The organism is Mesorhizobium sp. LMG17149 (genome assembly GCF_024518695.1).
Lineage (GTDB): Bacteria > Pseudomonadota > Alphaproteobacteria > Rhizobiales > Rhizobiaceae > Mesorhizobium.
Map to the genome: position 1 here is coordinate 130,100 of NZ_JANIFL010000014.1, position 23,921 is coordinate 154,020.

Annotated in this window: 22 protein-coding genes; 16 read left to right on the forward strand and 6 right to left on the reverse strand. The window is 62.7% G+C overall.

What is annotated here, in order from left to right:
- Positions 1–48 precede the first annotated feature (48 nt).
- From blaOXA to NP945_RS28255, 3 genes are all read left to right on the forward strand, one after another.
- The gene (gene blaOXA, locus NP945_RS28245) at positions 49–876 is read left to right on the forward strand and encodes a class D beta-lactamase (RefSeq protein ID WP_256748152.1); all 828 of its coding nucleotides are present in this window, start codon (positions 49–51) and stop codon (positions 874–876) included.
- 175 nt (positions 877–1,051) lie between these two features.
- On the forward strand, positions 1,052–3,028 hold the full coding sequence (thrS, locus tag NP945_RS28250; RefSeq protein WP_127396400.1) for a threonine--tRNA ligase: 1,977 nt from the start codon (positions 1,052–1,054) through the stop codon (positions 3,026–3,028).
- Positions 3,029–3,111: 83 nt separating this feature from the next.
- Positions 3,112–4,050: a lysophospholipid acyltransferase family protein gene (locus NP945_RS28255; protein ID WP_256748153.1), complete on the forward strand. Its 939-nt coding sequence runs from the start codon at positions 3,112–3,114 to the stop codon at positions 4,048–4,050.
- Positions 4,051–4,074: 24 nt separating this feature from the next.
- Here the strand turns inward: NP945_RS28255 and NP945_RS28260 are convergent, their stop codons facing one another.
- Positions 4,075–5,037 carry a hypothetical protein gene (locus NP945_RS28260; protein WP_256748154.1) on the reverse strand — a complete coding sequence of 321 codons (963 nt, stop codon included), beginning with the start codon at positions 5,035–5,037 and terminating at the stop codon, positions 4,075–4,077.
- A 152-nt stretch (positions 5,038–5,189) separates the two neighbouring features.
- Here NP945_RS28260 and NP945_RS28265 point away from each other — a divergent pair, with 152 nt between their 5' ends.
- Positions 5,190–5,774 (forward strand): nitroreductase, encoded by a 585-nt coding sequence (locus tag NP945_RS28265; RefSeq protein ID WP_256748155.1) that lies wholly within the window; start codon positions 5,190–5,192, stop codon positions 5,772–5,774.
- Complete coding sequence (locus NP945_RS28270) at positions 5,775–6,383, forward strand: flavin reductase family protein (RefSeq protein WP_256748156.1); 609 nt, start codon at positions 5,775–5,777, stop codon at positions 6,381–6,383.
- Here NP945_RS28270 and NP945_RS28275 read toward each other — a convergent pair.
- Positions 6,380–7,111: a TetR/AcrR family transcriptional regulator gene (locus tag NP945_RS28275; RefSeq protein ID WP_256748157.1), complete on the reverse strand. Its 732-nt coding sequence runs from the start codon at positions 7,109–7,111 to the stop codon at positions 6,380–6,382. The genes NP945_RS28270 and NP945_RS28275 overlap by 4 nt on opposite strands.
- A gap of 107 nt (positions 7,112–7,218) precedes the next feature.
- Between NP945_RS28275 and NP945_RS28280 the strand changes: the two genes are divergently transcribed.
- On the forward strand, positions 7,219–7,893 hold the full coding sequence (locus NP945_RS28280) for an isoprenylcysteine carboxylmethyltransferase family protein (RefSeq protein ID WP_256748158.1): 675 nt from the start codon (positions 7,219–7,221) through the stop codon (positions 7,891–7,893).
- A gap of 7 nt (positions 7,894–7,900) precedes the next feature.
- Here NP945_RS28280 and NP945_RS28285 read toward each other — a convergent pair whose 3' ends face one another.
- A complete protein-coding gene (locus NP945_RS28285) occupies positions 7,901–8,782 on the reverse strand; it encodes a CoA ester lyase (RefSeq protein ID WP_256748159.1) in 882 nt (293 codons plus the stop codon).
- A 3-nt stretch (positions 8,783–8,785) separates the two neighbouring features.
- Complete coding sequence (locus NP945_RS28290; RefSeq protein ID WP_023810497.1) at positions 8,786–9,238, reverse strand: MaoC family dehydratase; 453 nt, start codon at positions 9,236–9,238, stop codon at positions 8,786–8,788.
- Between the two features lie 150 nt (positions 9,239–9,388).
- On the opposite strand from NP945_RS28290, the gene NP945_RS28295 reads away from it, so the two are divergent.
- Positions 9,389–10,513 carry a DUF2336 domain-containing protein gene (locus NP945_RS28295; protein WP_256748160.1) on the forward strand — a complete coding sequence of 375 codons (1,125 nt, stop codon included), beginning with the start codon at positions 9,389–9,391 and terminating at the stop codon, positions 10,511–10,513.
- Here the strand turns inward: NP945_RS28295 and NP945_RS28300 are convergent.
- Positions 10,510–12,576 (reverse strand): FUSC family protein, encoded by a 2,067-nt coding sequence (locus tag NP945_RS28300; protein ID WP_256748161.1) that lies wholly within the window; start codon positions 12,574–12,576, stop codon positions 10,510–10,512. The two genes, NP945_RS28295 and NP945_RS28300, sit on opposite strands and share 4 nt — an antisense overlap.
- Before the next feature lie 45 nt (positions 12,577–12,621).
- Positions 12,622–14,679 (reverse strand): DNA topoisomerase IV subunit B, encoded by a 2,058-nt coding sequence (parE, locus tag NP945_RS28305; protein ID WP_256748162.1) that lies wholly within the window; start codon positions 14,677–14,679, stop codon positions 12,622–12,624.
- 237 nt (positions 14,680–14,916) lie between these two features.
- On the opposite strand from parE, the gene cpaB reads away from it, so the two are divergent.
- The 9 genes from cpaB to NP945_RS28350 all read left to right on the forward strand — a co-directional run bounded on the left by cpaB (position 14,917) and on the right by NP945_RS28350 (position 23,821).
- Positions 14,917–15,843, forward strand: coding sequence for a Flp pilus assembly protein CpaB (gene cpaB, locus NP945_RS28310; protein ID WP_256748163.1), 927 nt, complete (start codon positions 14,917–14,919; stop codon positions 15,841–15,843).
- 57 nt (positions 15,844–15,900) lie between these two features.
- Entirely contained in the window at positions 15,901–17,319 is a 1,419-nt protein-coding gene (locus NP945_RS28315; protein ID WP_372337996.1) for a type II and III secretion system protein family protein, read from the forward strand.
- Positions 17,320–17,323: 4 nt separating this feature from the next.
- Positions 17,324–17,593, forward strand: a complete 270-nt coding sequence (locus NP945_RS28320) for a hypothetical protein (RefSeq protein ID WP_127297211.1) — start codon at positions 17,324–17,326, stop codon at positions 17,591–17,593.
- A 49-nt stretch (positions 17,594–17,642) separates the two neighbouring features.
- The gene (locus tag NP945_RS28325; protein ID WP_256748165.1) at positions 17,643–18,857 is read left to right on the forward strand and encodes a CpaE family protein; all 1,215 of its coding nucleotides are present in this window, start codon (positions 17,643–17,645) and stop codon (positions 18,855–18,857) included.
- Complete coding sequence (locus tag NP945_RS28330; protein WP_256748166.1) at positions 18,854–20,275, forward strand: CpaF family protein; 1,422 nt, start codon at positions 18,854–18,856, stop codon at positions 20,273–20,275. Before NP945_RS28325 ends, NP945_RS28330 begins: the two co-directional genes overlap by 4 nt.
- 4 nt (positions 20,276–20,279) lie before the next feature.
- A complete protein-coding gene (locus NP945_RS28335; protein WP_127327445.1) occupies positions 20,280–21,245 on the forward strand; it encodes a type II secretion system F family protein in 966 nt (321 codons plus the stop codon).
- 1 nt (position 21,246) lies between these two features.
- Positions 21,247–22,209, forward strand: a complete 963-nt coding sequence (locus NP945_RS28340) for a type II secretion system F family protein (RefSeq protein WP_256748167.1) — start codon at positions 21,247–21,249, stop codon at positions 22,207–22,209.
- Positions 22,210–22,343: 134 nt separating this feature from the next.
- Positions 22,344–23,165: a hypothetical protein gene (locus tag NP945_RS28345; RefSeq protein ID WP_256748168.1), complete on the forward strand. Its 822-nt coding sequence runs from the start codon at positions 22,344–22,346 to the stop codon at positions 23,163–23,165.
- A 185-nt stretch (positions 23,166–23,350) separates the two neighbouring features.
- Complete coding sequence (locus NP945_RS28350) at positions 23,351–23,821, forward strand: hypothetical protein (RefSeq protein ID WP_127320645.1); 471 nt, start codon at positions 23,351–23,353, stop codon at positions 23,819–23,821.
- Positions 23,822–23,921: the final 100 nt, after the last annotated feature.

Here is a 23,921-nt window from a genome sequence, read left to right on the forward strand (position 1 = left end):
GAGGCCTCGCTAAGCCGCTCGCGAACCCCCTTCTGGAGCGAGCAGAAAATGCGCAATTTCGACCGTCTTCCCTTCATCTTTGCCGGAATCCTGTTCCTGCTCGCCTGGCTGCTGGGATTTCCGCTGCGCGCGCAATCGGCGCCGCTTGGAGACGTGCAGTGCACGATGATCGCCGATGCGGCGAGCGGCAAGACGCTCTACCAGGACGGGGTGTGCGACCAGCGGTTCAGCCCGGCTTCGACGTTCAAGGTGCCGTTGTCGCTGATCGGCTATGACAGCGGGATCCTGAGCGACGAGCACACGCCGAGCTGGGATTACAAGCCTGAATTCAACGCGGTGAAGCGGGATCAGAAGACCGTCGATCCGGTGGTCTGGGAGCGAGATTCGATCCTGTGGTTTTCCCGGGAAATCACCCGCCGGCTTGGGTCTGAGAGTTTTGCCGGTTATGCCTCGAAATTCGACTACGGCAATGCCGATGTTTCCGGTAATCCCGGCAAGAATGATGGTTTGACCAAGTCCTGGGTGAATTCCTCGCTCAAGATCACGCCGGTCGAGCAGGTCGAATTCCTGCGCAAGCTGCTGGCCCGCAAGCTGCCTGTCTCGGCCAAGGCCTACGACATGACATCAGCCATCATCCCGACCTTCCAGGCCGGGGATTGGACGGTGCAAGGCAAGACCGGCAGCACCAGGCTGCGCAACGACGCCGACAAGGTCCAGGACAAGCGCTCGCTTGGCTGGTTCGTCGGATGGGCGAACAAGGATGGCCGCCAGATCGTCTTTGCGCGGCTTGTCGTCGACGCCAACCGTACGGACATGCCAAAGGGCCTCAAGACCCGGGCTGCGTTCCTGAAGGATTTGCCGCTCCTCATCAAATGAACGCTGACATTTGAGCCGGGCTTTACGGCGGCGGAATCTGTCCATAAAAGACAGCCGCTGCCGGACGCATCCGGCTTTTCCCTATGCATGTCGTAACCCAAAACCGCCATACACTTTTGGGCGACATGCATTTCAACCACCCGCGCTCGTTTGCGGGACTGGATAGGAGATATATATGCTGAATTCCGTTTCCCTGACATTTCCCGATGGCTCCGTCCGCGAATATGACGCGGCGATGACCGGTGCTGGCCTCGCCGAATCGATCTCGAAATCGCTGGCCAAGAAGGCGGTCGCCTATGCGATCGACGGCACGGTTCGCGATCTCAGCGATCCGCTCGGCAAGTCCGGCAAGGTCGAGATCGTCACCCGCGACGACCCGCGCGCGCTGGAGCTGATCCGCCACGACGCGGCCCATGTGCTGGCGGAAGCCGTGCAGGAGATATGGCCGGGAACGCAGGTGACCATCGGGCCGGTGATCGAGAACGGGTTCTACTACGACTTCGCCCGTAACGAGCCGTTCACGCCCGACGATTTTCCGGTGATCGAGAAGAAGATGCGTGAGATCATCGCGCGCAACAAGCCGTTCACTAGGGAAGTCTGGTCGCGCGACAAGGCGAAAAAAGTGTTTGCCGACAAGGGCGAGCGCTACAAGCTGGAGCTGATCGATGCCATTCCTGAGGATCAGGATCTCAAGATCTACGCGCAGGGTGACTGGTTCGACCTCTGCCGTGGCCCGCACATGGCCTCGACCGGGCAGATCGGGAATGCCTTCAAACTGATGAAGGTGGCCGGCGCCTATTGGCGCGGTGATTCGAACAACCCGATGCTGACCCGCATCTACGGCACGGCCTGGGCTGATCAGGCGCAGCTCGAAGCCTACCAGATGATGCTGGAGGAGGCCGAGAAGCGCGACCATAGGAAGATCGGCCGCGAGATGGACCTGTTCCATTTCCAGGAAGAGGGACCGGGCGTCGTCTTCTGGCATGCCAAGGGCTGGAAGATGTTCCAGAACCTGGTCAACTACATGCGCCGCCGCCTCGACGAGCAGGGCTATCAGGAGGTCAACGCGCCGCAGGTCCTCGACAAGAGCCTGTGGGAGACGTCAGGCCATTGGGGCTGGTATCGCGACGCCATGTTCAAGGTGACGGTCGCCGGCGACGACACCGATGACGACCGGGTCTTCGCGTTGAAGCCGATGAACTGTCCGGGCCATGTGCAGATTTTCAAGCATGGGTTGAAGTCATATCGCGATCTACCCGTGAAGCTTGCGGAATTCGGCAATGTGCATCGCTACGAGCCGTCGGGCGCGCTGCACGGGCTGATGCGTGTGCGCGGCTTCACGCAGGACGATGCGCACATCTTCTGCACCGAGGAGCAGTTGGCTGCGGAGTGCCTGCGCATCAACGATTTGATCCTGTCGACCTATGCTGATTTCGGTTTTGACGAAATCAGCGTGAAGCTGTCGACGCGGCCCGACAAACGCGTCGGCACCGACGAAGCCTGGGATCATGCCGAGGCGATCATGGGGAGCGTGCTGGAGACGATCAGGACACGGTCCGGCAATCGCATCAAGACCTCCATCAATCCGGGCGAGGGCGCCTTCTACGGACCGAAATTCGAATATGTGCTCAAGGATGCCATCGGCCGCGAATGGCAGTGCGGCACGACGCAGGTCGACTTCAACCTGCCGGAACGGTTCGGCGCCTTCTATATCGGCTCCGATTCCGAGAAGAAGCAGCCTGTGATGGTGCACCGCGCCATCTGCGGCTCGATGGAGCGCTTCCTCGGCATCCTGATCGAGAACTATTCCGGCCACTTCCCGCTGTGGTTCGCGCCGCTACAGGTGGTGGTGGCGACGATCACGTCCGACGCCGACGGCTATGCGACCGAGGTGGTGGCAAAGCTGAAGGCCGCAGGGCTGTTGGCGGAAGCGGATCTGCGTAACGAGAAGATCAACTACAAGGTCCGCGAGCACTCGCTGGCCAAGGTTCCGGTCATCCTCGTCTGCGGCAAGCGCGAGGCCGAAGAGCAGACCGTCAACATGCGCCGGTTGGGCTCACGCGACCAGGAATCGCTTGGCCTTGACCAGGCGATCGCGCAATTGGCCGAAGAAGCTGTTACACCCGACCGCCGGCGCAAACGCGCGGCTTGATTGGCATAGTTTCGATTAATGGCGGTGGAGCGATCCACCGCCATTTTCATATCCCTGTCACGCCGACCTTGTAACGAGCCCTCATGCTCAAGCTGAAATTGCGCGAACGACCCTTTCCCGAGCTTTCCTATGCCAATCCGCGCCAGCCGGCGCTGACACGCTGGTTCATTCATTCGGTCGAAGGCCTGTCGGGCCGCGACCGCTACACAGCACTTTATGATTTCTGGCGCCGCCAGGTCGTGCCGACAGGCGAACGCGTGTTCAGCCGTATGCTCGAACTGATCGACGTCCGCGTGCGGACATCGGATCAGTGGCCGCCGGCACAGTTGCCGAACACGCCGCTGGTGATCGTCGCCAATCATCCGTTCGGCATTGGTGACGGCATTGCCGTGCTGTCGTTGGTCGAGCAGCTCGGACGCCCGTTCCGGGTGATGATTCACAAGGACCTGCTCAAGATCCGCGAGATGGAGCCTTACTCGCTGCCGATCGACTTTTCCGAGACCAAGGACGCGCTGAAGAACAACATGGCCGTGCGCCATGAGGCGGTGCGGCTATTGAAGGAAGGCGTCACCATCGTGGTGTTTCCGGCCGGCGGTGTCGCCACCGCGCCGAAGGGCTTTGGCCGGGCACGCGATCTGCCGTGGAAGATGTTTCCAGCCCGTCTCGTCCAGGACGCCAGGGCGTCGGTCATCCCGATGCATTTTTCCGGGCAGAACGGCAGGCTGTTCCATCTGGTCAGCGGGCCGATGAACATGGCCGAGCGCGATGGCCGGGTGGCGAAATTTGTCGGCAAGGCCTCGCTGACGCTGCGCACGTCGCTGCTCATCCACGAATTCGCGCGGCTGTCCGGCAAGGCGATAGACGTGCGCGTCGGCGATGTGCTGAGCTGGAGCGAGTTGGAGCCGTTGCGCGACCGCAAGGCATTGCTCGACCGGCTGTATCGCGGCGTGTTCGATCTGGCGCCAATCGTGGCGCGCCGCCGGATTCCGTTCCTGCCAGCGCGGACCAAGATGGCAGCCTGAAAACAGGAAACCTGCCGCGGAAGGTTAGTCCGCGCCTTCTTCGGGATCCATCGCCGCGGCCTCGGTGGCCAGAACCTCGATCTCCTGGTTCTGCCCGGCTACGACCGTAAAATCCTTCTGATAGATGCGGTCGCGGTTCTTGGCGATGATGGTGTAGTCGCCCTCGGCCAGCACCATCGAGGCGAAGGCGCCGACGGTTTCCTTGATCGGATCGCCCGATTCGTTGAGCAGCGACCAGGATGTGTCGGCGATCGCCTCGCCACCGGTTTCGCGCACCAGCTTCATGGTGATCTCGGCGGCGTGGTGCTCGACGGTGGCTTCGGTCAGCTTGCCGGCCTCGACACGGATGTCGGAGCGGATGACCGCGTTGACCGCGCCATAGGTCGAGACGACATGGTAGATGCCGGCGTTGAGCCGCACGACGCTGTTGGGCTCGACATCGGGAATGATCAGCGCGCGGTCGCCATTGGCCTCGGCGGTGCCTTCGTAGATCGAAAATCGCAGCTTCTTTGGTGGAATGCGCACGCCGCCGGACAGCACGGCATCGAGCTTGAGGCCGCCGGCGTCGAGCACGAGACTTTCGCGCTTGGCGTCCTTGCCGACAGTGATGCGCTTGGTGGCGCCGGCCCGGCCGTAGGAGGCGTGAACCAGATAGCTGCCGGGTTCGAGCTGGAAGACGGCGGTGCCGCCATGGGAGGAGGCAACCATCGGCAATTTGCCGTTAACGGCTTCGGGCTTGAAAACCCGCCAGACGATGCCGCGCGTGATGTCGGAACCCTTGTCGGTCAGTTGGGCGGACAATGTAATGGCGCCGCCGCCGCTCAGCGCCAGCGACGTCTCGCCTTTCGGCGTCGCGTAGCTCGAAATTCCCGGAAGCTTCAGGTCGCTGACACCGTCGACGTTCTGCGCCACGGCAAGCGAAACCGGCGCCATCAACATCAGCGCGCCGAGCCAGACCAGGAAAACACGGACAGTCCCCTCAAACATGCCTTGCGTTGAAGCCCATGGCGGTGGCAATTTCAAGGCTTAAGAGTTGAAACGACTCTTCCCTCCGGCGTATCCCGCGCCAATGCCCGAGCCGCCCGAATCCCCGATGGTGCGCTTCAGCTCAAAACAGAATGTCCAGGAGACTTGCGCCCATGGCGTCGCCGATCATCGACTTCCTGCTCACCCGAAACTCCGCACCGATCCCCGATCTGAAGGAGCCGGCGCCGAGCGATGCGGAGATCGCGACGATGATCACTGCTGCCTCGCGGGTGCCTGACCATGGCCGGTTGGAGCCCTGGCGCTTCATCCTCTACCGAGGCGACGCCCGCGTCGAGATCGGCAGGCAACTGGCAGCGCTTGCAGAGCAGCGGGAAGGTCCCTTGTCCGAAGGCCGCCGCAACCAGGAACTGGCGCGATTCTCGCGCGCGCCACTGGTGATCGGCGTCGTTTCGATCCCCAGGGACAATCCAAAAATCCCGCAATGGGAAATGTTCCTGTCGGGCGGCATGGCGGCGATGAACCTGATGATAGCAGCGAATGCGCTGGGCTATGGCACCAACATGATCAGCAACTGGTATTCGGATGTGCCGGAGGGCAGGGCGCTGCTGGGGCTGGCGCCGCAGGAGCGGGTCATCGGCTTCATCCATATCGGCTCCTATGCCGGCCCGGCACCGGAGCGGCCCCGGCCCGATCCGGCAAAGCTGTACAGTGACTATTCGGGGCCGTGGGCGGGCTGAATGTTCTACGAACCCTCAAAGGGCCACGGCCTGCCGCATGACCCTTCGAAGGCGATCGTGGCGCCGCGTCCGATCGGCTGGATTTCGACACTGAACAGGGCTGGTGAGATCAACCTCGCGCCATACTCCTTCTTCAATGCCGTTTCGACGCGGCCTTTCATCGTCTGGTTCTCCTCCGAAGGCGAGAAGGACAGCGCCTCCTTCGCCCAGGAAACCGGCGAGTTCGTCGCCAATCTCGTCGGCCGCGATCTCGCGGAGAAGATGAACCGCACATCGGTCAACGCACCGCGCGGCGTCAACGAGTTCGTCTATGCCGATCTTGCCATGGCGCCGTCTCGGCTGGTGGCGCCGCCGCGCGTGGCGGCAGCGCCGGCCGCGCTCGAATGCCGGGTGACGGAAGTCTTTCGGCCAAAGGCGCTGGACGGATCGCCGACAAGCGCTGTGATTGTTGCCGGTGAAGTGGTCGGCGTGCACATCGACGACGCCTTCCTGACAGACGGCCTGTTCGACATCACCAAGGCCGGCAATGTCGCCCGTCTCGGCTATATGGATTATGCCAGCGTCGACGAGGTGTTTTCGATGCGCCGGCCGCGCTGGGACAAGGACTAGATATCAGGCTTGGCCAGCGCCTTGCCGGCAATCTTTCGCCGCCTGGCCGTCATGACGGTGCGCACATAGCCGGGCTCGCCGATCCGGATGCTTCCATCGGGCAGGCCCAGTATGCGGTCGAGAGCGATCTCGTAGAGCCTGACGCGTTTCTCCAGGGCCTCGATCGCGATCTCCATATCGGCGTCGCTGCCGCCGGCAATTGCCTTGGCAACGACGTCATGCGTGGCCATGCCGAACTGCATGACGATGTCGGCAACACCTTCCGGATCGAAGGTCCTGAAAGTGCCGTCTTCGATCCCTTGCCTGATGATCTTGACCAGCAGAGGTGAAAACGACGCGCTGGCGGCCAGATTGATACGGTGGAAAAGCACCAGATTCTCAGGCCGAAACATCGTCTCGAAAAGAGTCCAAGCTTCCGGCGCGGTCTCGATCTTTACCCGCCGCGACTGGCTGAGCAGGCCATTCAGGCGGCCAAGCGGGTCTAGGCCCGGATCGTCGAGTATGTCCTGCACCCCAGCCAGTGCCTGTCTTGCAAAGCGATCGGCCAATGCTTCCAGAAGAGCCTCCTTGGAGGGGAAGTAGTGATAGAAGGCGCCCTTCGAGACGCCGGCGGACGCAATCACGTCGTTGAGGCTCGCTTTGTCATAGCCCTGCGTCAGGAAAAGGGTCTGGGCATGGTCCAGAAGCTCTTCTCGCCTGAACTCTGGATGCTTGATGACACGGGGCATGATGAACCTTCTGCACAGTTCGCTTGAATTACAGACCGATGGTCGGTATGGTAGACCAATGGTCTGAAATTGCCAGTGCAGTGAGCGGATATCATGAAAGGTCGATCATGATCGCGAAATTGGTCCTCCAAACATTCGTCTGGTTTGGCGCCATGGGCGCCTTGCTCTTCCTGTCGGCCGGCACGCTGCGCTGGCCGGGGGCCTGGGTCTATCTGGTGGGGATGGTGGGGCTCAGTCTCACCTTGGGCGTGGCGCTGGCAAGGCGCGATCCCGGCCTGATGAATGAGCGGCTGAGTTCTCCTATCCAGAAGAATCAGGACACGGCCGACAAGGTCCTGCTGTCCATACTACTGCTCGCCATCTTTGGTTCGCAGATATTCATGGGGTTCGACGTCCGTTTCGGCTGGTCCGTGGTTCCCGTCTGGGTGCAGGTGGTCGGCGCGCTCGTCCTGCTGCTCGGAATCTGGATCTGCTATCTGACGATGCTGGAGAACAGTTTCGCGGCGCCCGTGGTGAAGATCCAGGATGAACGCGGACAACGTGTGATCTCCACGGGGCCTTACAGCTACGTCCGCCATCCGATGTACGCCGGCGCCATCCTTTTCTTCGCTGGCACTGCACTTCTGCTTGGTTCCTGGTGGGGGCTGGCGTCGGTACTCGTGATCATCGTTCTCCTGGCCATCCGCACCTTCATTGAAGAGAAGACGCTTCGCACCGGCCTGCGCGGCTATGACGACTATGTGGCCCGGGTCCATTACCGCCTGATCCCATTGGTTTGGTAGCAGGCGCTCAGGCGGAAACACCTGCCGCCTTTGCCCGCGCCAGAAGCCGCTCGGCTAGCCGCAGATGCGGTCGATCGAACATCTTGCCGTCAATGCCGACGACGCCGGGACTTCCCGCTGCCGCGAACGCGGCGACGATTGCTGCCGATTGTCTCACGGCCTCGGCCGACGGCGTGAAGGCGGCGTTGATGACCGGCACCTGATCGGGATGGATCGCCATTTTGCCGGTGAAGCCATCGCGCTCGGCCTCCGCGCATTCCACTTCGAAGGCCGCTATGTCGCGAAAATTCGGGAAGACGGTGTCGATCGCCGCGACCTCCGCCGCACCAGCGGCAAGTATGGTCATTGTGCGAGCGTGGCGGAACACGTCCGTGTAGCGGCCATGCTCGTCGCGGACGCTGCGCGCGCCGATCGCCGCCGACAGGTCTTCAGCGCCCCAGGTGAGGCCGGCAAGCCGCGCACTTGTCCCGGCATAGGTCGCCGCCGCCAGCACGCCTGCCGGCGTTTCGGTGATGATCGGCAGGATCTTGATCGCGCCGTCGGCCAGATCATTTTCGGCCTCGCGCACCCTGAGCTTTGCCGACAGATGCTGCACATCCTGGCCGCTGTTCGACTTGGGCAGCATGATGCCGTCGGGTCGTGCCGGCACCAACGCCGCCAGATCGTCATCCGTCAACCCGGTCGTGAGGTCGTTGACCCTGACATAGATGGCTGAACTGGTTTGCGCCCTGCGTTCCAGGATGAAGCGCGCCGCCACCTCGCGCGCCAGCGCCTTGTTGTGCGGCGCCACGGAATCTTCGAGGTCGACGATGATCACGTCGGCGCCGGCACCAAAACTTTTTTCCAGTTTCCTCTGGGAATCGCCAGGGACGAACAGCAGCGAACGCATGCGTCAGATCGCCTTCTTCAGCATCATCGCTTGCCTGGTGCATTTGGCGACGAGATCGCCATGCTGGTTGTAGGCGCGATGCTCGAATTCGACGATGCCGCGATCGGGTTTCGACCTGGATTCGCGCACCGAGATGACTGTCGTCTCGACCCGGATGGTGTCGCCATGGAAGACCGGATGCGGAAACACGGTCTCCTTCATGCCGAGATTGGCGACCGTAGTGCCGACTGTGATGTCATTGACCGAAATGCCGATCATCAAGCCGAGCGTGAACAGCGAGTTGACCAGCGGCTTGCCCCATTCGCTCTTGGCGGCGAAATCGAAGTCGATATGCAGCGGCTGCGGGTTCAGCGTCATTACCGAAAACAGCATGTTGTCGCTTTCGGTAACGGTCTTGCGCAGCGTGTGCTGGAAGACATGGCCGACAACGAACTCTTCGAGATAAAGCCCGGCCATTTCTTTCTCCTCAGGTGCTTGACGGTGATAGGCGCTGCAAATCAGCCTCGCAAGCCAGTTAATGAACATGGTGAACGGTTCGTAAACCAATTCTGCCTACGGTCGGCAGTGGGGTCAGAAGCTTCTGACAAGGGGCGTAAGCAGACGGGCATGGTTGTTGTTTCGCATTTCCTGAAATGGATCTACACGGCCAAGGTGTCGGAGCGTGCAGCGGCGGCGAGCGCTCTGGCCCGGGCCTATATCAATTCCGAATTGCCTTTCGAGGACCGTTGCGCCGCCGAGGCGGCGCTGACGCTATTGCTCGACGATGCCTCGTCGAAGGTGCGGCTGGCGATGGCCGAGGCGCTGTCCATGAGCCACCACGCGCCAATGCAGATCATCAGCGTGCTGGCCTCCGATCAGCCGGAAGTCGCCGGCGTGGTGCTGGCGCGCTCGCCGCTGCTCACCGACGCCGACCTGATCAACCGCGTGGCCTCAAGTCCGAAGGCGACACAGAAATTGATCGCCGACCGGCCACTCGTCTCGATGGCGCTGTCGGCGGCCATCGCCGAGATCGGCGAGGCGGACGCCTGCGCCGTGCTGCTCGCCAACAGCGGCGCCGACATCGCCTCGCTCAGCTTCCGCCGCATGGCCGAACGGCATGGGCACCTGCCGCTGGTGCGCGAGGCGCTGATATCGGATATCAGGCTGCCGGCCGACTGTCGGCATATGCTGCTCGTCAAGCTTGGCGAAATGTTGAAAACGTCGCCACTGGTGATGGCGATGATGGGCGCGGCGCGAGCCGATCGCGTCATGCGCGACGCCTGCGTCAAGGCTTCGGTGACGCTGATCGAAGGCACGCGCCAGGAAGAACATGCGGCCCTGATCGAGCATCTCAGGCTGCGTGGCGACCTCACCGCGAGCTTCCTCATCCGGACGATCGCGCATGGCAAGGTCGATTTCTTCGGCTCGGCGCTGGTCGCGCTCAGCCAGCAGTCCGAACAACGGGTAAGGGCGCTGCTGGCCGGCGGGCACGACGTTGCCTTGCAGGCGCTGTTCCGCAGCGCCGGGCTCGCCGGCGCGACGCACGCCATCATCCTGCGTGCGCTGAAGATCTGGCGCGAGGTCGCCAACGGCAAGCGCGTCGCCGGTGTGCAAGAGGTCAGCTGGCTGATGCTCAAGGAAGTGGGCGGTCAATCCGCCGAGGGTGATCTCGCCGCCTTGGTCAAGTCGATCCATCTCGACGCGCTGCGCGAAAACGCGCGGGATCACGCACTGGCGATAGCGGCGGCTTAGCCTTTATCGCTCGCGAAAAAATCCGGAAAGTCCTCCATCGCTGCGGCGATGATGCGCAACGATGCCGCGATCTGCAGCAATTCGCCGGTACCGTTTCGTTGGGCAATGCTCGCCGCATATTGCCGGGCGACGGTGACGGTCGATGTCTGCGGATCGCCGGGGGCGCGGAAGAGCAGTTCGCGCGCCAGCCCCCTCAGGAAATTGGCGATCGAAAGCGCGGTCTCGGATGGGATGGCATGGCTTTGGCTCGCATCGCGCAGCCGAAGGACCTCCAGGCCGACGGTGACGGCGGCGACGCCGCCGCCCAGAACCGCATCGCCTTTCTGACCGGCATTCTGCACCAGCGGCATCAACTGGTTGATGCGGTCGTAGGCGAGGCTCTCGAAGGCCGACCGCCTCGGCACCCGCTCATGCAGGCAAAGCCGCGCCAGATCCTCGCGCATGGCGCGCACGATGCGGTTGGCCGCGAGCCATGGATCGGCTGGCAGCACGACGATGAAGACACCGATCGCCAGCAGGATGCCGACCAGGATCGACGCCGAACCGGCGAAGAAGGGTCCGGGATCGTAGGTCATCGCCTGGTGCGGGCTCAGGAAGGCGAGGAAGTTGATGGCGAAGGCCGTCGCCACGCCGACATAGCGTGGATTGGCCATGGCCAGCGCCGTCGGTACAAGGATGGGCACGACAAACAGCATGAACCAGCCGAAACCGGGCAGCGCAGGCAATGCGATCTGGCCGACGAGAAAGGCAAACGGCAGCGCCAGAAGCGTTCCCTTGAAGAAACCCCAGGCGACCTGCACAGGGTCGGGGCGAGCAGCAAACAGGCTCGATACGACGGCGACGAGAATGACCGTACCGGCCGCCTCCGACCATTTCGTCGTCAACCAGAAGGCCGCGACCAGCAGCGTGGCAAGGGCAGCGCGCACCGCGTTGCGCGATGCACCGGCATAATCGCGGTGAACCACCAGCGCAGGCTGCCTGCTGCCCCTGGCCAGGCGCGTGGCAGGCGCGCGCAGGGCGTCGAGGCCACGCAGCACCTGCTTGAGCGCATCGGCGAAATCGGCGGCAATGGTCAGGCGGGTGATGGTACCGACCCTGTCGTCGCCCTGGTCGGTCGAGGCATCGGGCATTTGCCGGGCCTTGGCCGAGATGGTGTCGAGCCGCGCCACCCAAGGCGCGGTGTCATCCAGCGCACCGGGCTTCGCGGCCAGTTCACCGACAAGGGCCTGCAACTCCGAACGCACCGGAATGAGTGCGGCGTTCTTCGGAGCGGCATGCGAATGCAGCGCGCGTGCCGCAGAGAGCGCGGAGAGCAGTTGTCCGATGGTGCGCCGGACCGGATGGGCGCGCGGCGCGAAGCTCGGCGCCTCGAGCCTGGCATAGGCGCGCATTTCGCCAAGCGTCTGGGTATCGGCGACCAGCTTTCGGTGCAGGCCCGACAGCGTTGCCGGGTCGCCGCCGGAGAACGCACCGCCGGCATAGGTGGCAAGATCGAGGATGCAGCGTTTCAGGCGCGAGACGATGGCGTCGCTGGCCAGTTTTGGCAGGATCAGGCGGCTGGTCAGGCCGGCGCAGACAATGCCAAGCACGATCTCGGCACAACGTGCGACCGCGAGGTCGACGACGAGGTGTGGCTGTCCGAAGGCAGGCAGGCCGATGATCATTGCGGTGTAGCCGGCGAGCGCGGCGCCATAGGCTTCCGGATTGCGCAGCAGCGACGAGACGAAGGTGCAGATGCCGATCCAGACGGCAAGCACAGTCACCAGCACCCAAGGGTTGGTGCCGAAAACGGTGGTGATGCCGATCGCGGCGATGCCGCCGACCAGCGTGCCGAGCAGCCGGTAGAAGCCTTTCGCCAGCACCATGCCGGCAACCGGCTGGGCGACGATGAACACCGTCATCATGGCCCATTGCGGATGGTCGAGCTTCAGCGCATAGGCGGCCAGCAACGCGATCAGGCCGGCTGAAACGGTGCGCAAGGCAAAGATCCAGTCGGAGCGCGTCGGTTGCGTCAATCCGGCTAAACTCGTCTCGAAGTAACCTTTCAGCCGCGCCCAGGTCACATGCTCGTCTCCGCAACTGGAGCCTTGTTATGGACCGGCTGGCGGCTAGATATCCAGCACTTCCGCCGCGGCGAATTCGGCGCGTTCCTGGATGAAGCGGAAACGGGCTTCCGGCTTGGTGCCCATCAGTTCATCGACCCTGTCCTTGGTGGCTGAATCGATTTCGTTCACATCGACCCTGAGCAGCGTGCGCTTCCTTGGGTCCATGGTGGTTTCCTTGAGCTGGGCGGCCATCATCTCGCCCAGGCCCTTGAAGCGGCCCAGTTCCACCTTGCCGCGCCCGGTGAATTCGGTGCGCAGGAGCTCGTCCTTGTGCGCGTCGTCGCGGGCATAGGCGACCTTGCCGCCCTGCCTGATCGAGTAAAGCGGCGGCACGGCGAGGTAAAGGTGGCCGCCGCGCACCAGCGCCGGCATCTCCTGGTAGAAGAAGGTGATCAGCAGCGAGGCGATGTGGGCGCCGTCGACGTCTGCGTCGGTCATGATGATCACGCGGTCGTAGCGCAGATCTTCATCGCGGTACTTCGAACGCGTACCGCAGCCGAGCGCCTGGATCAGGTCCGAAATCTGCTGGTTGGCCGCCAGCTTGTCGTTGCCGGCACTGGCGACGTTGAGGATTTTTCCACGCAGCGGCAGGACGGCCTGGCTGGCGCGGTCGCGCGCCTGCTTGGCAGAGCCGCCGGCCGAGTCACCTTCGACGATGAAGAGTTCGGCACCGGCCGCGGCATTCTGTGTGCAGTCGGCAAGCTTGCCCGGCAGCCGCAATTTGCGCACCGCGCTCTTGCGCGACACTTCCTTTTCCTGGCGCCGGCGCACCCGCTCGTCGGCGCGCGCGATCACCCATTCGAGCAGCTTCGACGCTTCCTGCGGATTGTCGGCCAGCCAATGGTCGAACGGATCGCGGATCGCGGTCTCGACAATTCGAATTGCCTCGATCGTCGCCAGCCTGTCCTTGGTCTGGCCGACGAATTCCGGCTCGCGGATGAACACCGACAGCATGCCCGCCGCCGAGATCATCACGTCTTCGGAGGTGACGATCGAGGCGCGCTTGTTGCCGACGAGATCGGCATAGGCGCGCAGGCCCCGCGTCAGCACGTTGCGGAAGCCGGCCTCGTGGGTGCCGCCTTCGCCGGTCGGGATGGTGTTGCAGTAGGAATTGATGAAGCCGTCGCCGCCGAACCAGGTCACCGCCCATTCGAGCGAGCCATGGCCGCCTTGTTTCTCGCTCTTGCCGGCGAAAATCTCGCGAGTCACCTGGAAGTCGTCGCCCAGCGATGCCTTGAGATAATCCTTCAGGCCGCCGGGAAAATGGAATTCAGCCTTGGCCGGCGTCTGGTCCTTTTCCTTGATCAGCGACGGATCGCAGGTCCAGCGGATCTCGACGCCGCCAAACAGATAGGCTTTCGAGCGCGTCATACGGTAGAGCCGCGCCGGTTCGAACGCCGCGCCCTTGCCGAAAATCTGCTCGTCAGGGTGGAAGCGGATCTTTGTGCCGCGCCGGTTGTGGACCTCGCCCAACTGTTCCAGGCCGGTCACGGGAACGCCGCGCGAGAATTTTTGCCGATAGAGTTGCCGTCCCCGCGCGACCTCAACCTCGAGATGGTCCGACAGCGCGTTGACCACGGACACACCGACGCCATGCAGGCCGCCTGATGTCTCGTAAACCTTGGAGTCGAACTTGCCGCCCGAATGCAGCGTCGTCATGATCACTTCGAGCGCCGGCTTCTTGAACTTCGGATGCGGATCGATCGGGATGCCGCGGCCATTGTCGGTCACGGCGAGATAGCCGTCGGCCGAGAGCTCGACATCGATGAAGGTGGCATGGCCGGCCACCGCTTCGTCCATCGAATTGTCGATGACCTCGGCGAACAGATGGTGCATCGCCTTGTCGTCGGTGCCGCCTATATACATGCCTGGCCGGCGGCGCACCGGCTCCAGCCCTTCCAGCACCTCGATGTCGGCGGCGCCATAGCCCTCGCTGCCGTCCTTGGTCGAGGCAGGACGCTTGGTGGCTTGCACCACCAGTGGATCGGCCGGGCGCGCAGAGGTACGCACCGGCTGCGGCTGCTTGTCCATATTGCCGAAGAGATCGTTGTTGTCGTCCATGCCTGCCATAGGTTCCGGTGCTGCGAATCACCTCACGATACTGCCACGCTTTTCAGCGCCAAGCGACCGAGGTTCCTGTTCCGTTCGGGGATCTGCCCCTCTTACCCCAAAACCATTCGATAACCAAGCCGGCGGAATAGATCCGATACCAACGCCCGGGATTCCTGATTCTTTAACAATGCCGCCTAGGGTCAAGCCCAACAAAACAAGAAACTGCGGGCATCAGGGGTTTTCGGCGTGAGGGGCAAGGCCATATCGATGATCGGCATCGCCGCCGTTTTCGGGGCGATCTCGATCTTTGCCGCGGATTTCTGGGTCAAAAGCCAGGCCAAGGCCGATTCCGAAGAGAAGACGTCGTCGATTCCAGCACCTGTCGTGCCGAAGGTCGAATTCAAGACCATCGTGGTGGCGAATGCCCCATTGCGCTACGGCATGGAGCTCGACCGCGCGCAGCTCAGCGAAATCCCGTGGTCGCAAGAGTCCGTGCCGCAGGGCGCCTTCACCACCATCAATGCGTTGCTCGCCGACGGCACTCGCGTGGTGCTGTCGCCGATGGAGATCAACGAACCGGTGCTGCTGACCAAGCTGTCCGGCCCGAACGGCCGCGCGACACTCTCCAACATGATGACGCCCGGAATGCGGGCGGTCACCATCCGAACCGACGAGATCGCCGGTGTGGGCGGCTTCGTCACGCCCGGTGACCGCGTCGACGTGGTGCTGACGCGCGATGCCGGCGAAATTCAGGAAGTGGCCAAGAATGCGCAAGGGGCCGCCGGCTCGACCATCACCTCCGAGATCGTCGTCGCCGATGCCAAGGTGCTGAGCGTCGGGCAGGGCGCCGACGAGCGCCAGACGACGCCGCAGATTTCCAATTCGGTGACCATCGAGGTGACGACAGACGGCGCGCAGAAAGTGGCGCTCGCCCGCACCGTCGGCACCTTGTCCCTGTCGCTTCGGTCCGCCAGCGAAGGCGGTGACGGCAAGAACGGCGTCACCACCATCTCCTCCTTCGGCGGATCGGTCGCCTCGGATGTGCAGGCCGCGGCCGGCTCGGTGTTCGACGTCGTCACCAAGGAGCCGGAGAAACCGAAGTTCAAGACGGTCATCGTAACGCGCGGCACAACGGCCGAGGAATACCAGGTTCCTTCGCGGGACCAGAAATAAGCCAGTGGGGACTGGGTGAGGGACGGGACAATGTTCGGGCTGTTCACATATCGGGTCATGGGGCGGATGCGCGTTTTGCGTGCGGTGGCTGTCGCGTCTTCGCTGGCTGCTGCGGCGATGCTGGCCTTCGGCGCCTCGGCGAGAGCCGACAACGACATCGTCTATGTCTCGTCGACCAAGAATGCGTCGATCAAGGTTGCCAAGGGCAAGCCGAAGACAATCATCACCAGTGCCGCCTTCTACCAGATCGTCATCGGCGATCCGGAGATCGCCAACGTCAATCCGCTGACCGACAAATCCTTCTATGTGCTCGGCAACAATCTCGGCACTACCGGCATTGCGCTGTTTGACGAGAAAAAGCAGCTTGTCGGCACCGTCGACATCGAGGTGACGCTCGACACAGACCAACTGGCCAGCACCATTCGCGCCAGCGTGCCAGATGCCAGGATCAAGGTCGGATCGGCCAATGGCCGGGTCGTGCTGTCGGGCGAGGCGGATGACGCGGTCGCCGCCGAAAAGGCAAACAAGATCGCAACGCGCTTTTCCGGTGCCGAGGAGGTCATCAACTCGGTCAACATCTCATCGTCGCAGCAGGTCCAGCTCAATGTCCGCTTTGTCGAGATCAACCGCCAGGCGGGTCAGGATCTGGGCGCCAAATACGCCGCCAATTTCGCCTATGGCCTTGGCGGCCGCGACGTCTCGCTTGATCCGGGTACAGTGCCGACGGCCGGCACGGGCGAGATCATCGGTCGGCTCCTGTCGAACGGCGTATCCATCGATATCGCCATCAAGGCGTTGGAAGAGCGCGGCTTGGCGCGGCGACTGGCCGAGCCGAACCTGATCGCCCGGTCCGGCCAGACGGCGAGCTTCCTCGCCGGCGGCGAGTTCCCTATCCCGGTCTCCGAGGACAACGGCAAGATCTCTGTCAGCTACAAGAAATACGGCGTCAGCCTGGATTTCACGCCGACGGTTCTGAAAGACGGGCTGGTCAGCCTTGATATCGCGCCGGAAGTCTCCTCGATCGACGCTTCGGCCTCCTACAATATCGGCTCCATCTCGGTTCCCGGCTTCATCGTGCGACGTGCCAGAACGTCGGTCGACCTGAAGAACGGCCAGAGCTTCATGATCGCTGGACTGCTGCAGTCGCAAAACGACATCACCACGTCGCGCATTCCCGGCCTCGGCAAGATGCCGGTGCTTGGGGCGCTGTTCTCGTCGAAATCCTATCAGCGGCGCGAGACCGACCTCGTCATCATCGTAACGCCCTATCTGGTCAAGCCGGTCGATCCGTCGAAGAAGCTCGTCGAGCCAACCGATGGCACGCAGCCGGCCAGCAACGCCGACTATTTTCTCAACAACACCGAGGAAGTGAAGGATTCCGATGCCGGTCGCACCGTGGCGCTGGCAGACGGCCGCGTCACTCAACCTGCAGCGGCCGCTTCGGCTGGGCATTTCCTCGACCTGCCGAAGGATTGAAACCATGCGTCTGGTCTTTGGATCGAGCGTCGCCTTGCTGCTGGCCGGCTTTGCCGCCGGCTGCACCAGCGACGACTATGTGCGCAGCGAAGGGCCGACGGCCGGTGCCGGAAATGCGCAGGCCGCCAACACCGTCATGCAGATGGTCGATCCCTGGAAATACGGGGTCCAGAACACCAGGCTCCTCGTGCCGGCCCAACGAGGCAGTGCCGCGGCCGTCACACCCGATCAGGCGGCCGGTGCCAAGGCGTCGCAGTCCAGCACGACCAATTGATCCCACGGGCAACTGATCCAACGGTCGATCGACCTGACAGGCTGACAGAATGGCAAACGGCATCAAGACCAGGAAAATCCTGCTCGTATCGACCGACAGGACGTTTGCGCAGGACACGCGCACCGCGTTTTCCGCCTCCGAGATCATACAGCTCTCGACAGTGGAGAAGAACGTTACCGAGTTGCGCGGCGAGATCCAGGAAGCCGACTTCGGCGCCATCATCGTCGACATGGATGCGGCAAGGCTGGAGGAGGTCGAGTCGCTGCAGCGCATCATGCGCCGGCTGGAGGACAAGGTTCCTGTCGTCGTCGTCACCCAGGAGTTCAACGCGGCCGCGGTGCGTATTCTCGTGCAGCTCAAGGTCGCGGATTTCCTGGTCAAGCCGATCACCACCGCCGATCTGGTGCGCTCCGTGGTACGGGCGCTGCAAGGGCCCGGGCGGGAGGAAAACACCGAGTCGCAGATCTACACCTTCATGCCTGCGGCGGGCGGCGTCGGCACCACGACGCTGGCGCTGCAGACCGCTTTCCAGCTGCATCACTCGGTGACGCGCGGCGCCTCGACCTGCGTCGTCGATCTCAACTTCCAGCAGGGCGCCTGTGCCGAATATCTCGACCTCGAACCGCGTTTCGACATTACCGAGATCGAGAACCAGCCCGAGCGTCTCGACCGCCAACTGCTCGACGTGATGCTGTCCAAGCATGCCAGCGGACTGTGCGTGCTGGCGGCACCGGCGCATCCAGCAGAGATGCGCTCGTTCAAGACCGATGTCGTCGTGCGTATGCTGGACCTCGTTTCGGCCTATTTCGACAATGTCGTCATCGACATGCCACGCACCTGGTTCCCATGGACGGAAACCGTGCTGCTCGGTTCCAACAAGCTCTACATCGTCGCGGAAATGACGGTGCCGTGCCTGCGCCACACGCAGCGGCTGATCCAGGCGGTCTACGAGACCGCCGGCAAGGAAGTGAAGCCCAACGTCATCGTCAACCGTTTCGAACAAAAGATGTTCGATAACGGCATCAAGCAGGCGGACGTCCAGGAAATTCTCGGCGAGCATTTCGTCGGCGGTATCGCCAACAACTATCGGCTGGTGCGCGAGGCGGTCGATCGCGGCGTGCCGTTGCACGAGATTGATCCAAACGCCAACGTCATCAACGATCTGAAGAAGATCATCCTGCCGGAGGAGGCGGCCCCAACACGGGCGAAATCGCGCTCGCTGTTTGGCATGGGCCGTGAATTGCTGAAGAGGAAAGCCGGATGACCAGCCGCTTCTCCGCCCTGCAGAACCGCGATGCGCTTCCGCAGCGCGTGCCTGACACGACGCCGGTCGCCCATCATGCCGTCGTCATTCCGACCAGCCGAAAGGCTTTGCCGGCAAAGCCGGACACAGCGCCGGCAAAGAATGCCAACAAGGTGCTCGATGCGCGCGTGCGTATCCACCGGCTGCTGCTCGAAGAGATCAATCTTGTCGCGCTGGAGCGTTTGCCAAAGGACGAGATGCGCCGGCAAGTGCATGATTTCGTGTCGGAAAAAACCAAGCAGGAGCGGATGGCGATCAACACCGTCGAGCTTGACGCGCTGGTCGACGACATCGTCGACGAGATGGTCGGCCTCGGTCCGCTCGAGCCGCTGCTCAAGGACCCCGACATCAACGACATCCTGATCAACGGCCACATGAACTGCTTTGTCGAAAAGAAGGGCAAGCTGCAGCCGGTCCACATTCCGTTCAAGGACGAGGCCCATCTCCTGCGCATCGTCAACAAGATCGTCGCCGCGGTCGGTCGCCGCGTAGACGAATCCCAGCCGATGGTCGATGCCCGCATGCTGGACGGCTCGCGCTTCAACGCGGCCATCCGCCCGGTTGCGGTCGATGGGCCGCTGGTGTCGATCCGCAAGTTCTCCAAGAACAAGCTCGGCCTGCACAAACTGGTCGAATTCGGCGCCATCACCCAGAACATGGCCGAAGTGCTGGCGGCGGCCGTGCATGCCCGCAAGACGACGATCATTTCGGGCGGTACCGGCACCGGCAAGACGACCATGCTCAATGCGCTGTCGGCCTTCATTCCGGAAGACGAGCGGCTGATCACCATCGAGGACGCGGCCGAACTCCAGCTGCAGCAGCCGCATGTCGCACGCATGGAAACGCGGCCGGCCAACATCGAAGGCCATGGCGAGCTGAAGCAGCGCGACCTGGTCAGGAACGCACTGCGCATGCGCCCCGACCGCGTCATCCTCGGCGAGTGCCGCGGCGAGGAGGCTTTCGACATGCTGCAGGCAATGAACACCGGCCACGAAGGGTCGATGGCGACCATCCATGCCAACACGCCGCGCGACGCCATTTCGCGGCTCGAGCAGATGCTCGGCATGACCGGCATGCCGATGACGGTGCAGTCGATCCGCAGCCAGATCGCCAGCGCGCTCGACCTGATCGTTCAGTTGACGCGCCTGTCCGACGGCAAGCGCAAGGTGACCAGTGTCGCCGAGGTGACCGGCATGGAAGGAGATGTCATCCAGATGCAGGAGATCTTCCGCTTTGTGCGTACCGGCATGGAGGCCGACGGCAGGATTCTGGGCCACTACGAGGCGACCGGCATCCGGCCGCGCTTCCTCGAGGATCTGCGCGCCATGGGCATCGAGTTTCCCGGACGATATTTCGAACCCGGCCGGCCGCAGGAGTAGCCAAGTGTTCGATGGAATGAGCGCGATCTATGTCGTTTATGCCGCGGCCGCGCTGACCGGCATCCTGATCGCCGAGGCCTGCTACCTGCTTTATGCCGGCCGCAGCGACAAGCGCACCGCCATCAACCGGCGCATGAAGCTGCAGGAAAACAAGATCAGCCAGGAGCAGGTGCTTGTCCAACTGCGCAAGGAACGCGGCCTCGACGCAGGCACGCCGCTGTTTTCGCTGGATCGGTTCCGCGCTTTGCGAACCCAGTCGGGCATGATCATGCCGCTGTCGAAATTCCTGATGATCAGCTGCGGCGTGGCGATGGCGATGACCCTGGTCGCCATCTGGTACGGCTTGCCGCCGCTGATGGGGCTTGTGCTGTTTGTGGTGCTTGTGCCGGTGCTGCCGGTGATCACGCTGCGCTTCAAGCGCAAGCGCCGGGTAAAGCGGTTCGGCATGCAATTGCCGGAGGCGCTGGAACTGATCACGCGTGGCCTGAAGGCCGGCCACCCGGTGCCGGTGGCGATCGCCATGGTGGCGCGCGAGATGCCCGACCCGATCGGCACCGAGTTCGGCGTCATCGCCGACGAGGTGACCTATGGCTCCGATCTGGTTTCGGCGTTGAACTCGCTGTTCGACCGGGTCGGCCAGGAGGATCTGCCGCTGTTCGTCACCGCTGTCTCGATCCAGACCAGTTCGGGCGGCAATCTGCGCGAGATCCTTGACGGCCTGGCGACGACGATCCGCGAGCGCGGCAAGCTGCGCCGCAAGGTGCGCGCCATTGCGACAGAAGGTCGGATGTCGGCCTACATCCTGACAGCGGTGCCGGCGTTGCTTTTCACCGCCATTATGGCGCTGATGCCGGGCTTCTACCGCGACGTCTGGGGCGAGGCGAAAACCTGGTACCTGCTCGGCGGCTCGATCACCTGGCTGATGCTGGGCAATCTGATCATGTTCAAAATGTCGAATTTCAAGTTCTGACATGCAGGGCTTCATCGAATTCCTCGCCTCGCTTGCGCCGACCTCATTGATGCCGGTGGCCATCCTGCTGCTGGCGGCGGGTGCTGCCGCTGTTGCCTGGCCTGTTGTCATGGCGAAGGGCGACCGCAACGAGGTCATGCGCCGGCTCAGGGTCGACAACGGCCCCGTGGTCGCCAAACCAGAGCCGGTGCAGAAGAAGAATACCGGCGTCGTGCGCGAGAAGGCGGTGAAGCGGGCGCAGGAATTCTACGCCAGGAGCGATCCGGAAAATGTCGCCCGGCTGCGCATGAAGCTCATCCAGGCGGGCTACATGGAGCCGCGCGCTGTCGGCACGTTCTTCCTGATCCGGTTCAGCGCGATGATCGGCACCGCAATCGGTGTGTTTGTGCTCAACCGGTGGATGGCCAGCCCGGACGCGACGATGGCCAGTCGCTGGACATTCGTCATCCTGTCGGGAGCGGCCGGCTATTTCCTGCCCGGCCTAATGTTGAGCCAGAAAGTGCGGGAACGCAGGCGTGAGTACCGCAACGGCTTTCCCGATTTCATGGACCTGATGATTGTCTGCTCGGATGCCGGCATGAGCATGGAGGCGGGCATAGAGCGCGTCTCCAAGGAACTCGCCAAGACCTATCCCGCGCTCAGCCAGAACCTGCAGCTGGTGTCGTTGGAGCTGAGGGCAGGGCGCAGCCTCGACGATGCGCTGAAGGCGCTCGCCGACCGCCTCAGCCTGGACGAGGTGCGTTCCTTCGCCACGCTGCTGCAGCAGTCCAAGGAACTCGGCACCAGCCTATCGGGGGCGCTGCGCGTTTTTTCCGACGACATGCGCCATAAGCGTATGTCGTTGGCCGAGGAAAAGGCGCACGCTCTGCCGGCCAAGATGTCGGTGCCGGTGGTGGTATGCATCCTGCCGGTGGTGCTGATGATCGCGGCCATTCCAGTCATCGTCAAAATGACGGCGCAATAGCATGATGCCGAAAGGTGTGAGGCTTCGATTCGAGCTGAAATCGTCCGGCTCTAGCGAGCGCCCCACAAAAGTCCTAGCAAGGGGACTGACAAACCATTGTTATGACCGTACTCGGCCTTGCAGGTGAGAAGTCCATGCTGTTGCGCACCCTCTTTCTCGGCCTTGCCGCAGCCACCCTGTCGCCCGCCTGGGCCGTGGCCGACGATTGCGGCGATGCCGCCGCCCTGGTGCAGCAGGCCTATCCCAAAGCTCGAAAGAGCGCCGACGGCACCTCGTTCACGCTCGAACCTCATATCAGCATCGCCCTGACGGATGGCGACGCGCCGTTTGGGCTGAGCTGCAAGATCTGGCCTGCCCATGACGACCTGCTGTTGGTAGCCGTGCCGCTGATCGACAGCGCCCAATCCAGCGACGATGGCCATGTCGGCGATATCGAGCTTCTGGTCGTCGACAGGAACAGCCAGCGTGTGCGCCTGCGCCTGCTCCAGCCGCGGCTGATCGCCGATGATGCCATCGCCATCCGCAAGATCGAGTTCGATACCGGCCGCTACAGGCTGGCGCCCGGGGTGATGGCCTTCGGCCTGCGCATCGAAATCGCGAACCATTCGCAGGCCAATCCCTTCAGCGAAACCGACCTGCGGCTTTATGTTCTCGCCGACGATGCCCTGCGCCTGGTGCTCGATGGCCTTGTCGTGGCCGGCAATGGCGGCGAGGGCGACACCAATTGCGCGGGATCCTTTCATTCGACCGAGGTCAGCCTGGCAATGAGCCCGACGAGCCATCACGGCTATCACGACATGGTCGCGCTCGAGCGGACGCAAACCGATGATCCGTCTCCCGACAAGGATGGCGAGTGCCAGTCCCATCCCGGCAAGCCGATGAACCGGACCTATCGGCTGCGCTACGACGGCAGCCGCTATCCGGTTCCCGAGGTACTCAAGGTCATGGGGCCGTGAAAGGCCGCTCGCTTCCTTGCTGCCGGGATTCTCTTAGGAATAGGTCTTCGTCTGGTGCCTGGTGGTTAATGGCTGGTGTGCCCGAAGCCGAATTTTGGCGGCGTTTCGGCACCGAACTTTAATCGCCGCTGATATATTGTGTTTCCTGAAGAACGACCCGGCAAATCGGGCGATGAGGCAGGGGCATGCGTCACAGTAATTTCACGGCAATGGCCGCAATGGCGGCCGTCTTGATGATGTCTGGCTGTACGACGAGTGGCGTCGACACCACCAAGACCACCGCCATCCAACCGGCGGCAAAAGACACCGAAACCTCCGATCTGGCGCAAGGCAAGGCGCAGTTTCGCGACGCCAATTACGGCCTCGCCGAAAAGCACTTCCGCAAGGCCGTCGAGTTGAAAGCCGACAATGCGGAGGCCTGGATGGGGCTCGCCGCTTCCTATGATGAACTCGGCCGCTTCGACTTCGCCGACCGAGCCTACGGCCAGCTTTTGAAGGTCGCCGGCCGCAAGCCGCAGATCGTCAACAATATGGGCTATTCGCAACTGCTGCGCGGCAATCGCAAGAAGGCCAAGGCGCTGCTGCTCGAAGCGAAGGCCGGCATGGCCGATCCAACAGTCGTCAACGCCAACCTCGCTCTCTTGAACAAGGGTTGATCTCGCATCCATGGGTCCGGTTTCGGGACACGTGCCATCGACGCTTTGTAAACCCTATCCGCAGGTTGCATCGATGGATTGCCTGAAAACCCGTATCTGA